The sequence below is a fragment of the Microbulbifer aestuariivivens genome, assembly GCF_039545115.1.
GTDB lineage: Bacteria > Pseudomonadota > Gammaproteobacteria > Pseudomonadales > Cellvibrionaceae > Microbulbifer > Microbulbifer aestuariivivens.
This window is the reverse complement of the sequence record NZ_BAABRT010000005.1, coordinates 86,731-100,144: the sequence shown is the minus strand read 5'-3', so window position 1 is coordinate 100,144 and position 13,414 is coordinate 86,731. Positions and strand designations below refer to the sequence as shown.

The window sequence follows — 13,414 nt, the reverse complement described above, 5'->3', positions numbered from 1 at the left end:
GCCGCCACGCAACCCGCTCAGTCGGCGCCAACCGCAGCGTCCGGCTGCCAGCGCGGGGACAGGGCGCTGTCTTTGTACGGTGCCAGCAGCCGCTGCAGATCGCCGCGCGGCAAAGTCAGCAGCAGCTCGCAGTCGCCATTGTCCAGATAGCGCTCCTCGCGCACCGCATTGATCTCGTGTAATTGGGCGCGCAGGCGCCCCTGTTGGGGTGGCACCAGCAGGTGACCACTGACCATTTCCTCGCCGAGACGCTCGGCGATGGCCTCTGCCAGCAGGTCGCAACCCTCACCGGTGACCGCCGACAGCCAGACGGCGCGAGGAACACCGTATTCATCGCGGTCAACCCCGGGGCCGCGATCCTCCAGCAAGTCGATCTTGTTGTAAACCAGCAGCTGCGGCAGCTCGCCGGCGCCGATTTCAGTCAGGACCTCCTGCACCTCCTCCATTAATGTCAGGCGGTTCTCGGCGGCCGCATCCACCACGTGCAGAAGCAACGAGGCATTGCTGGCCTCCTCAAGCGTGGCGCGAAAGGCCTCCACCAGCCGGTGCGGCAGGTGGGAAACGAATCCCACCGTATCCGCCAGGATCATGGCGCCGACGTTGGGCAGCTCCACCCGCCGCATGGTCGGGTCGAGGGTGGCAAACAGCTGATCCTTTACATAGACACCCGCATCGGTCAGGCGGTTAAACAGGGTCGATTTACCGGCATTGGTGTAACCCACCAGCGACACCGTAGCCACTTCCGCCCGCGAGCGGGCCCGGCGCCCCTGGGCGCGCTGGCGGCGGACTTTTTCCAGCCGCTTTTCGATGGAGTCGATTCGCGCCCTCAGCAGGCGCCGGTCCGTTTCCAGCTGTGTCTCACCGGGCCCGCGCAGGCCGATACCGCCCTTCTGCCGTTCCAGGTGCGTCCAGCCGCGCACCAGGCGCGTGGACATATGGCGCAACTGGGCCAGCTCCACCTGCAGTTTGCCCTCATGGGTACGGGCCCGCTGGGCAAAAATATCGAGAATCAGACCCGTGCGGTCAAGCACGCGACAGTGCAGCTCGCGCTCGATATTGCGCTCCTGGCTCGGCGACAGTATGTGATCGAAGATCACCAGTTGCGCGCCATGCTCCTTTACCGCGGCATGAATTTCCTCCAGCTTGCCACGCCCCACAAAGATCTTGGGGTCCGGCGTGGCCCGCTGGCCAAAGATAAAGGCCACCGGATCGGCTCCGGCGGAGAGGGCCAGCTCCTCAAACTCCCGCGGGTCATCGGGGCTGTCGATGGCGGACAGATCCAGGTGCACCAGCACAGCCAGTTCGCCGGATTTCGGTCGTTCAAAAAACAATGGTCATTCTCTTTTCGGGGCTACTTCTTGGATTTCTCGGGCTTCTTGAGTTTCTTGAAGTTGTTGCGGCTTCGCGGGGCGTGCGGGGCGAAGCTTGTCTTGTGGTGTGTAGCGCTTGCGTGGGTGGGCTCTGTCGGCCTCGGGTTTCACCTGATTTGGCGTGGGAAGTCAAAAATTCTCGTCGTCAAAATTGCAGCGCCCCGGCAAGCCGGGGCGCTGCAATTGGCAGAGAGGCGATCAATTCGCCTCTTGAGGACGGTGCACGCCTTCGGCTCAGCCGAAAGTATCCCGCTCACCACCCTCGCCGTGTCCCTCACCGCCCTGCTGCGCTGCCGGGTTCAAAAGCGGAACCCGCACCGCCCGGGAGGGCACCACGGTGGAAATCGCATGCTTGTACACCATCTGACTGACGGTGTTTTTCAATAGAACCACAAACTGGTCGAAGGATTCGATTTGCCCCTGAAGCTTGATACCGTTCACCAGATAGATGGAAACCGGGATGCGCTCTTTGCGCAGAACATTGAGGTAAGGGTCTTGTAAGCTGTGCCCTTTTGACATCTTTTTTCTCCTTGTCAAAAGCTGGAAGCAGTATGCATCCCATAATCGCGCCCGCGAAAGCCGCGAGCAAAAGAACGGTTACGGTTGAATACGCGTATCAAAATAGAGCCAAAAACTGGAGGCCCTGTGAAACAAACTGACTGAAAAGGCCACCGTTAGGATGACCCATCCACGTTATGGCTGTTCATGTGAGAAATTTCAAGGCTTCCGACAATATTTCGTCATTTTTGCGTACCTGCCCCACCCCATCATCAGTCACGATTCGCGCCAAATCGGGCCAGCGCCGCAGCCAGGTCAGCTGGCGCTTGGCCAGCTGCCGGGTGGCCGCGATCCCCGCCTCGACCATCGCCTCATAATCGAGCCGGCCGTCCAGGTACTGCCAGACCTGGCGGTACCCCACGGCGCGAATCGCCGGCAGACCCTCGTGTAGGTCGCCGCGCGCGCGCAGGGCGCGTACCTCATCGATAAAGCCCGCCTCCAGCATGCGCCGAAAGCGCAGGGCGATACGCTGGTGCAACAAGGCCCTGTCGCCAGGCACCAGTGCCAGCTGCCTGAGGTTGTAGCGTTCGACCACCGAATCCCGCGCCTGTTCCCGGCGCAGCGCCGATAACGGCCTGCCTGTCAGCCGATACACTTCCAGCCCGCGCTCGATGCGCACCGAGTGATTGGGGTGTAACTCCGCTGCCAGCTCCGGGTCCACCGCCGCCAGCTCGCGGTGCAGCGCAGGCCAGCCCTCTTTCTGCGCCCGCGCCTCGATCTCCGCTCGCACGGCGGGGTCCGCCGCCGGCAGCTCCGCCAGCCCTTCCAGCAGGGCGCGGAAATAGAGCATGGTGCCGCCCACCAAAAGCGGGATGCGGCCGGCTGCGGCGCTTTCGTCCATCGCCTGCAGGGCATCGCGGCGAAACTGTCCGGCAGAATACGACTCGGTGGGCTCGCAGATATCGATCAGCCGATGGGGGTAGCGCGCCAGCTCCTGCGGGCTGGGCTTGGCGGAGCCGATATCGAGGCCCCGATACACCAGCGCGGAGTCGACACTGATCAGATCCACAGGCAAGCGATCCGCCAGCGCCATCGCCAGATCGGTCTTGCCCGAGGCCGTGGGACCCATCAGGAAGATCGCGCGCGGCCTATCGGTTAGCGCACGGCCAGCTGCCGCACTGCCGGACTCGCCAGCGGCCTGTTCGCTACTCAACGCTTCAACTCTGCCATTTCGGTGCGGCCGCTTACTGGCCACGTAAAAACCATTTGTCCATGTCTGCCAGTTTAACCTGCGTCCAGGTCGGCCGGCCGTGGTTGCACTGGCCGCTGCGCTCGGTGCGCTCCATATCCCGCAGCAGTGCATTCATCTCCGGCACTGTCAGTTTGCGATTGGCGCGCACGGAGCCGTGGCAGGCCATGGTGGAGAGGATCTCGTTGATGCGCTCGCCGATGCGGTCGCTGCCGCCCTCGGCCAGCAGGTCCGCCAGCACGTCTCGCACCAGCTGCTCTACCTGGGCACCGTGCAGCATGGTGGGTACCTGCCGCACCAGCAGCGTTTCCGGCCCGGCCCGCTGCAGCACAAAGCCGAGGGAGGAAAACACCTCGCTGCGCTCCTCGAAACAGTCCGCCTCGCGCTGACTCACCGCGAGACTCACCGGCACCAGCAGTGGCTGCGCCTGAATACCACCGGCGGCGTGCGCGGTCTTCATTCGCTCGTAAACGATGCGTTCATGCGCGGCGTGCATGTCCACCACGATCAGACCCTGCTGGTTCTGCGCCAGGATGTAGATCCCGTGCAGCTGGGCCAGGGCGTAGCCCAGTGGCGGGGCATCCTCGCCTTCCTGGGCCGTAGGCATGGCCATATCGATCATGGGGCGTGGCGCCGGCCGGGGCCCCGCCTCCAGACCATTCATACCAGGAGACACCGGGGTGCCGGGAGCGACTTCGGCCACACCCGGGGCGCCGCCGTAGGGCTGGTGCAGGGCGCCATAGCTCTCCATCTGCCGCTGCAGCGCCTCGCCGGAGGGGGCACTCGCCAGGGACATGCGCTGCTGGCCGGCAAACTCCCCCGCGGCCAGCCCCGCCACCGGCTCCGGGCGCGCCCGGAAATTCTCTGCGGTGACATCATCCTCGCCACGGTCGCCCGGACGAACCGACGCCAGCGCCCGGTGCAGGCTGCCGAACAGGAAGTCGTGCACCAGCCGGCTATCGCGGAATCGCACTTCGTGTTTGGTGGGGTGGACATTGACGTCCACCGACGCCGGGTCCAGCTCCAGGTACAGCACAAAAGCGGGGTGGCGGCCGTGGTACAACACATCGGCGAAGGCGCGGCGCACCGCATGGCTGACTACCTTGTCGCGGATCGCGCGGCCGTTGACGTAGAAAAATTGCAGGTCTGCCTGCGAGCGGGAGAAGGCCGGCTCGGCTACCCAGCCCCAAAGCCGCAGGCCGCTGCGCTCCACATCGATATGCAGGGCATTCTGCATAAAGGCGGGTCCGCAGATCTGCGATACCCGCCGCTCCATTTCCACGCGACCACTGCCGGCGCGCAGGTTGTGCACCCCCTTGCCGTTGTGGCGCAGGGTGATGGACACATCGAAACGGGACAGGGCCAGCCGCTTGATGGTGTCATCGACCCGGTTGAATTCGGTCTTCTCGGTGCGCAGGAATTTGCGCCGCGCGGGGGTGTTGAAAAAGAGGTCGCGCACATCCACGGTTGTGCCGCGTGGATGGGCCGCCGGCACCAGTTGCGCCTGCATGTCGCGCCCCTCCGCGCTCACCTGCCAGCCCTTGCCGGAGTCCTCGCGGCTGCTGGTCATAACGAGCCGGGCCACGGAGGAAATACTGGCCAGAGCTTCGCCGCGAAAGCCGAGGGTGGCCACGGCCTCGAGGTCTTCAAGTGCGTGAATCTTGGAGGTGGCGTGGCGGGCCAGCGCCAATGGCAGGTCTTCGCGGCCGATACCACGGCCATTGTCGCGCACCTTGATACGCTTGATGCCGCCGTTTTCAATCTCGACATCGAGGCGCGTGGCACCGGCGTCGAGGCTGTTCTCCAGCAACTCTTTGATAACCGAGGCGGGACGCTCGACCACCTCACCGGCGGCGATCTGGTTGGCGAGGCGCGGGGTGAGCTGCGCAATCTTGTCGTGCATAGATGAACATCGGCCCGCCTGACGGGCTCCTGCAGGAAATTTATCGGCCCCGGTGGCGCTCAGCTGGAGGGGATATTGAGGGTTTGCCCCACCCGGATCACCGAGCTGTCGATGCCGTTGAACTTTTTCAGCGAGGCGACCGTGACATTGTACCGCGCGGCGATACCCGACAGCGTGTCGCCACGGGCGATGGTGTGGCGGAGATCTTGCCGGTCCCTATTGGCGGCCAGCCAGCTGCCCGCCGGCGGGCGCGTAGTGAAGTGCGCCACTATACCTTCGCTGAGTTTTTGTGCCAGCCGGCGCTGGAATGATGGGTCGCGCAGCCGTCGCGCTTCCTGCGGATTGGTAATGAATCCGGTCTCCACCAGGATCGAGGGCACATCCGGGGAGCGCAGCACGGCAAAGTTGGCCTGCTCCACCCGCTTTTTGTGCAGGTGCGTAACCGCCCCCAGCTGCTGCAGGACGCTGGCCCCCACATCCAGGCTGGCGTTCATGGTCGCCGTCATCGAGAGGTCCAGCAGCACCCCGGCGAGGGTATCGTCCTTATCTCCCAGACTCAGGCTGCCGGCACCACCGATCAGGTCCGCCTCGTTTTCCCGCTGGGCCAGGTAGCGCGCCGTCTCACTGGTGGCGCCGCGTGAAGACACCGCGTAGACACCGGCACCGCGGGCATCCTTGCGGGTAAAAGCGTCGGCATGAATGGACACAAACAGGTCCGCGCGCATCTTGCGCCCCCGGTTCACCCGCTCGCGCAGGGGAATATAGTAGTCCCCGGTGCGCACCAGCTTGGCCTTGAAACCGGGCTTAGAATCCAGGGATTTCTGCAGCTGGCGACTGATGGCGAGCACCACGTCCTTTTCCCGCAGGCCGCCGGGCCCGAGGGCCCCGGGGTCTTCCCCACCGTGGCCCGCATCGATGGCGATGACCACATCGCGCTCGCGGCTGACCTGCAGCAGCGTCTTCTCCTGCTGAGCCACCTTGTCATAGAGATCGATCACCAGCCGGTCCGGCAGCTCGCCATGGCGGCGCAGGACAAAACTGCGCGGACTGGCCTGCTGCTTGAGATCCAGAACGACACGCAGGTCGCGTTTATTCTGCCGGGCGTGGCGCAGCCCCTCGATGGGCGTATTTTCAAGCTCCAGCCCCTGCAGCGCCGCTGTCAGCTCTGCGTTGCTGATATCCACCACCACGCGGTGCGGTGAGGAGAGGGTGAAAAGCTTGTGCTCTGCGGGGCCACTGAGGTCGAACACGAGGCGGGTATGATCCGGGGCGCGCCAGAGCCTGACACCCTCGATATCTGCCGCCTGGGCTGGCGGTGTCAGCACCAGGGCCACCACAAGAGCGAACAATCCTAAAGAGGCTCGCTTCATCCTTTCTGTCCCCTTGCGTTATTGCCTTTATCGGGTCGGTTCCTTGTGCTTCCTTTCGCTACCTCTCCGCAATGCTCAATTCCTTTGAGCATATTTCAACACAAATCAGCACATCCCGGCTCAAGCGCCTGCGTCGGCATTTACAGCAGCCGCTCCGCTGCCGCGAGCACAGCGCAACCGGCGTCGGAATGGGCGCTGACGGTCAGCTGCCGGCCGGCACCGGTCACTGCCAGCGCCACTTCCAGATCCGGCTCCGGCAAAATACCCATGCCGCGCTGCGGCCACTCCACCAGGCTCAGCGAGCCGGGCGCGAAGTAGTCCCGCACCCCCATAAATTCCAACTCTTCGGGATCGCCGAGGCGATAGAGGTCAAAGTGATAGACCCGCCAGCTCCCCATCTCATAGGGTTCCACCAGTGTATAGGTGGGGCTTTTCACCGCGCCATCGTGACCAAAGGCCCGCAGCACCCCCCGGCAAAAGGTGGTTTTGCCGGCGCCAAGTTCGCCGCGCAGATACAGAGTCAGCCCCGCCGACAGGCCACTGGCGAGACAGGCTCTGCCGATCGCCGTGCCGGCGGCGACGGTTGCCGCCTCATCGGGTAAATTTCGCTGCAGTGTCCGCTCCAAGATGCACCTCTTAGCTGGCATCGCCATTACCGTTTGCCACTGGCTTCACAGTTCAACCCGCTCTGCGGGTCAATCCACCAGCCGGCGCACCCAGGGCAATAGGTCGGTGGCGAGAAGCCCGCGCTGGCCGTCGGCGGCGGCATGGTCGCCGGCGGCACCGTGCAGCCATACCGCCAGCCGCGCCGCCTCCACCGGCGACAGGCCCTGGCCAATCAGGGCCGCGATAATGCCCGTCAGCAAATCACCCATGCCGCCGGAGGCCATGCCGGGGTTACCCGCATTGATCAGGTCGACCCCCTGCTCGTGGGCGATGAGTGTTCCCGCACCCTTGAGTATCACCACGCCGCTGAATTTTTCCTGAACTGCCTGAGCCGCCGCCAGGGGATCCGCCAGCACCGCAGCGCTGTCCCAGCCCAGCAGGCGAGCCGCCTCGCCCACGTGCGGGGTCAGCACCCAGTCATCCCGGCGCAGCCCGGCCAGCACCCGGCCACCGGCGAGGATATTAAGCGCATCCGCGTCCACCACCAGTGGCACTTCGGCGCGGCCCGCTCGCGCCAGCAGCTGCTCCCCCCAGGGGGCGCGGCCGAGACCCGGGCCCACCGCAATTACATCCGGACTGTCCAGCAGAGGCTCCAGCTCCTGGCCCGAAATCACCGGGTGGGCCATCACCTCGGGGCAGCGGGTCAACGCGGCGGAGAGGTGCTCCGGGCGGGTGGCCAGCGAGATGAGCCCGGCGCCGCTGCGCGCGGCCGATTCCGCCGCCATCAGCGCGGCGCCGCCAAAACCGGCGTCTCCGCCAACCACCAGGATATGCCCGAACTGATTCTTGTAGGCGTCGGCGGGGCGCTCGGCGAGGCGCGGCACGCTTTCGCCCGTATAGCGCCACGCCAGCGGTTCCAGCCCCTGATGCACTTCCGCAGGCGCCCCCAGGTCCTCGAATGCCACCTCGCCACACAGCGCCGGGCCCCGGCCGCAATAGAGGCCCAGCTTGCGCGCGATAAAGGTCACCGTCAGGTCCGCCCTCACCGCCCTGTCGCCATGCCCGGTATCGGCGTTCAGCCCCGAGGGGATATCCACCGCCAGCACCGGCGCGACGCTCCGATTGATCCGCTCTACGGCATGGCCCAGCGGTTCGCGCAGCTCGCCGCTGAAGCCGGTGCCGAGCAGGGCATCGACAATGACGGTATCGCCATCTTCGCTGTCCAGATCTGTCAGCGACTGCACCACCTGCACCCCCTCCCGCAGGGCATATTCATAGGCGGAGCGGGCATCACCGCTGAGCTTCTCCGGCGGGACACAGGCACAGGCGGTTACCGGAATATTTTTTTGCGCGGCCAGTGCCGCCACCACATAGCCGTCACCACCGTTGTTGCCACCGCCGCAGAAAACCTGCACACGCCGCACGTCGGGCCAGCGCGCCATCAGCCGAGCAAAGGCGCGGCGACCGGCGCGCTTCATCAGGGCGAGGGAGGGAACTCCCAGTGCGGTAATCACGCGCCGATCCAGTTCGCGTACCGATTCAGCGCTGTACAGGGGTTGAGGCGTGTCCATGCGGCTCCCGCGGTGAGGTTGAAATTTAATCGTGGCAAAATACCGGGCGCCGAATACGGCCGCCGGAATGCGCCCTGAAGTATACCTTGACGGGCGCGCGAATTGTCCCCCGCAGAGAGAGAGCATGAACCAGGCCGTCCTCGCCGAGCTGGCAAACCTGATCAAATTGTGGGGCCGCGAACTGGGCTTCCAGCAGGTTGGCATCACTGACTGCAACCTGCAGGAGGACGCCGCACACCTGCAGGCCTGGCTCGATGCCGGTCACCACGCCGACATGGACTGGATGGCTGCCCACGGCGACAAACGCTGGCGACCGGAGCAGCTCGAAGCGGGCACGCTGCGCGTCATCAGCGCCCGCCTCGACTATCTGCCAGCGGATACCGAGCCGGTGCGCATCCTCAAGGATTCCAGCAAGGCCTATGTATCCCGCTACGCCACCGGTCGCGACTATCACAAGCTGATCCGCAAGCGCCTCGCCCAGCTGGGTGAGCGCATCGCGCAGTTCTGCGCCGAGCGGGAGATCGAAGTCTCCGGGCGGGCCTTTACCGACAGCGCGCCGGTAATGGAGCGGGCACTGGCACAGAAGGCGGGGCTAGGATGGATCGGCAAGAACTGCATGCTGATCAACAGCGGCGCCGGTTCCTGGTTTTTCCTCGGTGAACTGTTCACCTCGCTGCCGCTGCCGGTGGACACCAGCGGGGAGACAGATCAATGCGGAGATTGCACAGCCTGCCTGAAAGTCTGCCCCACCGATGCCTTCATCACCCCCCACCAACTGGACGCACGTCGCTGTATTTCCTACCTCACCATCGAGAACAAGGGGCCGATCCCGCAGGAGTTCCGCGAGGCCATGGGCAACCGGGTTTTCGGCTGCGACGACTGCCAGATCATCTGCCCTTGGAACCGCTATGCCCGCCCCACCTCGGAACAGGACTTCCACCCCCGCCACGGCCTTGCCGACGGCGATCTGGTGACACTGTTCCAGTGGAGCGAGAAGGAGTTTCTGGAACGCACTGCCGGCTCCGCCATCCGGCGCATCGGCCATCAACGCTGGCAGCGCAATCTGGCGGTGGCGCTGGGCAACGGTGAGCCTTCCGCCGATGCCGTGGCCGCGCTGGAGTCCGCCCTGCCTGATGCGACGCCCCTGCTGGCGGAGCATATTCAGTGGGCCCTGGAGCGACTGCGCAGCGGCCGCAGGCGCCGGCGCAAGGCCCGGCGCGGGGGAAAACCGGGCTGACAGTCAACACCGCAAAGGGCGGCAATCAGGCAAGCCGGAAAAAATACTCCCGGTAGTGCTCGAGCTCTGCAATGCTGTCTCGAATATCATCCATCGCCAGGTGGCTGCTGTGCTTTTTTACCCCCTTCAGCACATCCGGCCGCCAGCGTCGGGCGAGCTCCTTGACGGAGCTGACATCCAGATTGCGGTAGTGAAAATACGCTTCCAGCTGCGGCATGTATTTGACCAGAAAGCGGCGGTCCTGGCCGATGGAGTTGCCGCACATCGGCGAGGCGCCCTCCGGCACCCACTGGCGCAGGAAGTCGAGCGTCTCCCGCTCCGCCTGCCGCTCGGTGACACTGCTTTCCCGCACCCGCTGCACCAGGCCGGAACTGCCGTGCTGCTCGGTATTCCAGTCATCCATTGCCGCCAGCAGCGCATCGCTCTGATGCACCGCCATGGCCGGACCCTCGGCGAGAATATTCAGTTTCGAGTCCGTGATGATGGTGGCGATTTCGATGATGCGTTCTTTTTCCGGGTCCAGTCCGGTCATCTCCAGATCGATCCAGATAAGGTTGTTTTGATCCACTGCCAGCCTCCTGATTTATTGCCGGAACGGTAGCGCAAAGGCCCGGCGAAGCAAAGCGCAGCGGCTGCCGGGTGAAAAACGACGCCTCCAACACCAGCCCGGGCTATAATCCGCGCACACTTTGACCCGGAGCCTCCAGGGTGCAGACACCACGCCGATGAGCAAACGCAAACTCAACCGACGCCAGCAGTGGCGAATTGCCAAGATCCAGGAAGAGCGTGAGGCTCGCGCCCGCAAACGGGCCGAGAGTGCTGAACACGCGGCGGAAGAGGCGGACCTGGGGCCGGAGCAGACTGGGCTGGTGATCGCCAATTACGGCACCCAGGTGCTGGTCGAGAGTGTCGAGGATCCGTCACTGCGCCAGCGCTGCCATGTCCGCGCCAATATCGACACACTCGTCACCGGCGACCGCGTCGCCTGGCGCGCGGCGGTGAGCGAGCGCACCGGCGGGCTGGGAGTGGTCGGGGCAAGGCTCTCCCGCCACTCCGAGCTGCAGCGGCCGGATCGCTATGGTGACCTGAAGACCGTCGCCGCGAATATCGACCGCATCGTAATCGTTATCGCCCCCAGGCCGGAGCCTTTTGCCAATGCCATCGACCGCTATCTTGTTGCGGCGGAGAGCACCGGTATTGCGCCGCTGCTTTTGCTCAACAAAATCGATCTGATCGACGACAGCAACCGCGCACAACTGGCAGAACTGCTCGCCCCCTACCCCGCACTCGGCTACCCGGTGCTTGAGCTTTCCACCAAAAGTGGCGAAGGGCTCGACCAATTGCTGGGTACCCTGGCCACCGGCACCAGCGTTTTCGTCGGCCAGTCGGGTGTCGGCAAGTCGTCACTGGTCAACGCCCTGCTGCCAGAAGCTGGCGCACGCACCGGGGCCCTGTCTGAAGCGACGCAGAAAGGCACTCATACCACCACCGCCGCGGAACTGTTCCATCTGCCGAGTGGCGGCGATCTGATAGACTCGCCGGGAATTCGCGAGTTCGGCCTCTGGCATATGAGCGAACCGGCACTGCTGGAAGGATTCGTGGAATTTCGGCCTTTTATCGGCCACTGCCGCTTCCGTGACTGTCGCCATCAGGGCGAACCGGGCTGCGCCATCAATGACGCACTGGCGCGCGGAGATATCAGCGAGCGTCGTATGCACAGTTTTCTCCACCTGCGTAACAGCCTGCAGGAAGAGTGAGTGAAATACCGCATCACCAAACCACAGCCATTGGGAACAAAAGGTAACTAAAGGAACACGGAGCGCCTCTTGTCACAATCATTACCCTTGATCCTCGAGCCGGAAGCACTCGTTGCGCAACTGGAGCGTGAGGATATTCTGCTGGTAGACCTCAGTAGTCCAGCCAATTACCAGAGCGGCCATATACCCGGCGCCGTCCACGTGCCCTTTCAGGCGCTGATGGCAGGCACACCCCCCGCAGCGGGAAAGCTACCCACCGCCGAGCGGCTGACACAGCTGTTTCGCGCAATCGGCCTGCGCCCTGAGCAGCATGTGGTCGCGCTTGACGACGAAGGCGGCGGCTGGGCCGGCCGTTTTCTGTGGACCCTCGAGGTTATCGGCCATCACAAGTACAGCTATCTGAATGGCGGTATGCACGCCTGGCGCGCTGCGGGCCTGCCCCTCAGCACTGAGCTGCCGACAATCCAGCCCAGCCAAATCGAGCTCAAGATCGACACCTCTGCGATGATCGACGCAGGGGAAATACTCCAACAGCTCAATGATGCCGATTTCCGGGTATGGGATGCGCGCTCTGCGCAGGAATACTCAGGAGAAAGAGTCCTCGCCATGAAAGGCGGCCATATACCCGGCGCGGTGAATTGCGAATGGACCCTGCTGATGGACCCGCAGCGCCACCTGCGCATTCGCGAGGACGCCAGGGAGTTGCTCGCCGGTCTCGGCATCGACTCCAGCCAGCGCATTGTCACCCACTGTCAGAGCCATCACCGGTCCGGGTTCACCTGGCTGGTAGGGCGCGCCCTCGGCTTTAATATCCGCGCCTATCCAGGATCGTGGAGCGAATGGGGCAACCTGCCCGACACCCCCACCGAACAGTAATTTTCGAGTTAAGCATGAACCCCAAATTATTTGCCGCACTGCAGTACCTGACTCCGCAACACACCCTTTCCCGCGCCGCCGGCTGGCTGGCCGAGACCCGCAATTCCTGGATCAAGGACCACTTTACCGGCTGGTTCGTGGATAAGTACGATGTCGATATGAGTGAAGCGGAGGAGCCTGACTATACCGCGTACGCCAACTTCAACGATTTCTTTACCCGGGCTCTAAAAGATGGCGCCCGCCCGATCGCAGAGGGCGAGAAGACGCTCGCCTGTCCGGCCGACGGGCACATAAGCCAGCTCGGCGAAATTCACAATGGCCGTATTTTCCAGGCCAAGGGTCACGACTACAGCCTGCTGGAGCTGGTGGGTGGGGATCCGCAGCTGGCGGCGCCGTTTACCGGCGGCACCTTTGCCACCATCTATCTATCACCTAAAGACTATCATCGGGTTCATATGCCGGTGGATGGAGTTTTGCGCAGCATGGTGCATGTGCCAGGCCAGCTGTTCTCCGTAAATCAGACCACGACCGAGCAAGTGCCGCGCCTGTTCGCGCGCAATGAGCGGGTGGTCTGCATATTCGATAGCCCCACAGGCCCCATGGCGATGATCCTCGTGGGCGCGATGATCGTGGCCAGCATCGAGACCACCTGGGCCGGCCTTGTGACACCATATAAACGTCGCGTCCGCACAACACACTACGGAGATAACAAAACCGTTGCACTGGCTAAAGGCGAGGAGATGGGGCGATTCAAACTGGGCTCCACCGTCGTCCTGCTTTTTGGTGCCGATCAGGTAGCGTGGCTGGAAACTCTAGCAGCAGAGAGCCCCGTAAAGATGGGCGAAGCGCTTGGGGAGCTGACTCAATAGCCCCGCTGACAATCCACCGGAGTTGGGGAGCGTCTACCGCTCCATTCCCGCGCCACGCATGTGGTGCGGGCCAGCTCCAATATCACGGGTGCAGGGTCACAGGGCACA

General features: G+C 63.9%; 12 protein-coding genes. 4 read left to right on the top strand and 8 right to left on the bottom strand.

The window, feature by feature from the left end; translation table 11 throughout:
* Positions 1 to 17: 17 nt before the first annotated feature.
* The 7 genes from hflX to ABEA58_RS04440 all read right to left on the bottom strand — a co-directional run bounded on the left by hflX (position 18) and on the right by ABEA58_RS04440 (position 8,567).
* Positions 18 to 1,331, bottom strand: coding sequence for a ribosome rescue GTPase HflX (gene hflX / locus ABEA58_RS04470; RefSeq protein WP_345549243.1), 1,314 nt, complete (start codon positions 1,329 to 1,331; stop codon positions 18 to 20).
* Positions 1,332 to 1,604: 273 nt separating this feature from the next.
* Positions 1,605 to 1,889 carry an RNA chaperone Hfq gene (hfq, locus tag ABEA58_RS04465; protein WP_345549241.1) on the bottom strand — a complete coding sequence of 95 codons (285 nt, stop codon included), beginning with the start codon at positions 1,887 to 1,889 and terminating at the stop codon, positions 1,605 to 1,607.
* 184 nt (positions 1,890 to 2,073) lie between these two features.
* Positions 2,074 to 2,997, bottom strand: coding sequence for a tRNA (adenosine(37)-N6)-dimethylallyltransferase MiaA (miaA, locus tag ABEA58_RS04460; protein WP_345549366.1), 924 nt, complete (start codon positions 2,995 to 2,997; stop codon positions 2,074 to 2,076).
* A 115-nt stretch (positions 2,998 to 3,112) separates the two neighbouring features.
* Positions 3,113 to 5,020 carry a DNA mismatch repair endonuclease MutL gene (gene mutL / locus ABEA58_RS04455; protein WP_345549240.1) on the bottom strand — a complete coding sequence of 636 codons (1,908 nt, stop codon included), beginning with the start codon at positions 5,018 to 5,020 and terminating at the stop codon, positions 3,113 to 3,115.
* A gap of 59 nt (positions 5,021 to 5,079) precedes the next feature.
* The gene (locus ABEA58_RS04450) at positions 5,080 to 6,390 is read right to left on the bottom strand and encodes an N-acetylmuramoyl-L-alanine amidase (RefSeq protein ID WP_345549238.1); all 1,311 of its coding nucleotides are present in this window, start codon (positions 6,388 to 6,390) and stop codon (positions 5,080 to 5,082) included.
* Between the two features lie 140 nt (positions 6,391 to 6,530).
* Positions 6,531 to 7,016 carry a tRNA (adenosine(37)-N6)-threonylcarbamoyltransferase complex ATPase subunit type 1 TsaE gene (gene tsaE, locus ABEA58_RS04445; RefSeq protein ID WP_345549236.1) on the bottom strand — a complete coding sequence of 162 codons (486 nt, stop codon included), beginning with the start codon at positions 7,014 to 7,016 and terminating at the stop codon, positions 6,531 to 6,533.
* 69 nt (positions 7,017 to 7,085) lie between these two features.
* Positions 7,086 to 8,567, bottom strand: a complete 1,482-nt coding sequence (locus ABEA58_RS04440; protein ID WP_345549235.1) for an NAD(P)H-hydrate dehydratase — start codon at positions 8,565 to 8,567, stop codon at positions 7,086 to 7,088.
* Between the two features lie 124 nt (positions 8,568 to 8,691).
* On the opposite strand from ABEA58_RS04440, the gene queG reads away from it, so the two are divergent.
* Complete coding sequence (queG, locus tag ABEA58_RS04435; protein WP_345549233.1) at positions 8,692 to 9,804, top strand: tRNA epoxyqueuosine(34) reductase QueG; 1,113 nt, start codon at positions 8,692 to 8,694, stop codon at positions 9,802 to 9,804.
* Between the two features lie 25 nt (positions 9,805 to 9,829).
* Here queG and orn read toward each other — a convergent pair whose 3' ends face one another.
* The gene (orn, locus tag ABEA58_RS04430; protein WP_345549232.1) at positions 9,830 to 10,372 is read right to left on the bottom strand and encodes an oligoribonuclease; all 543 of its coding nucleotides are present in this window, start codon (positions 10,370 to 10,372) and stop codon (positions 9,830 to 9,832) included.
* 157 nt (positions 10,373 to 10,529) lie between these two features.
* Here orn and rsgA point away from each other — a divergent pair, with 157 nt between their 5' ends.
* The 3 genes from rsgA to asd all read left to right on the top strand — a co-directional run bounded on the left by rsgA (position 10,530) and on the right by asd (position 13,306).
* Positions 10,530 to 11,561: a small ribosomal subunit biogenesis GTPase RsgA gene (gene rsgA / locus ABEA58_RS04425; protein WP_345549231.1), complete on the top strand. Its 1,032-nt coding sequence runs from the start codon at positions 10,530 to 10,532 to the stop codon at positions 11,559 to 11,561.
* A gap of 69 nt (positions 11,562 to 11,630) precedes the next feature.
* Positions 11,631 to 12,437, top strand: coding sequence for a sulfurtransferase (locus tag ABEA58_RS04420; protein WP_345549229.1), 807 nt, complete (start codon positions 11,631 to 11,633; stop codon positions 12,435 to 12,437).
* A 14-nt stretch (positions 12,438 to 12,451) separates the two neighbouring features.
* Positions 12,452 to 13,306, top strand: coding sequence for an archaetidylserine decarboxylase (gene asd / locus ABEA58_RS04415; RefSeq protein ID WP_345549227.1), 855 nt, complete (start codon positions 12,452 to 12,454; stop codon positions 13,304 to 13,306).
* The last annotated feature ends 108 nt before the right edge of the window (positions 13,307 to 13,414 follow it).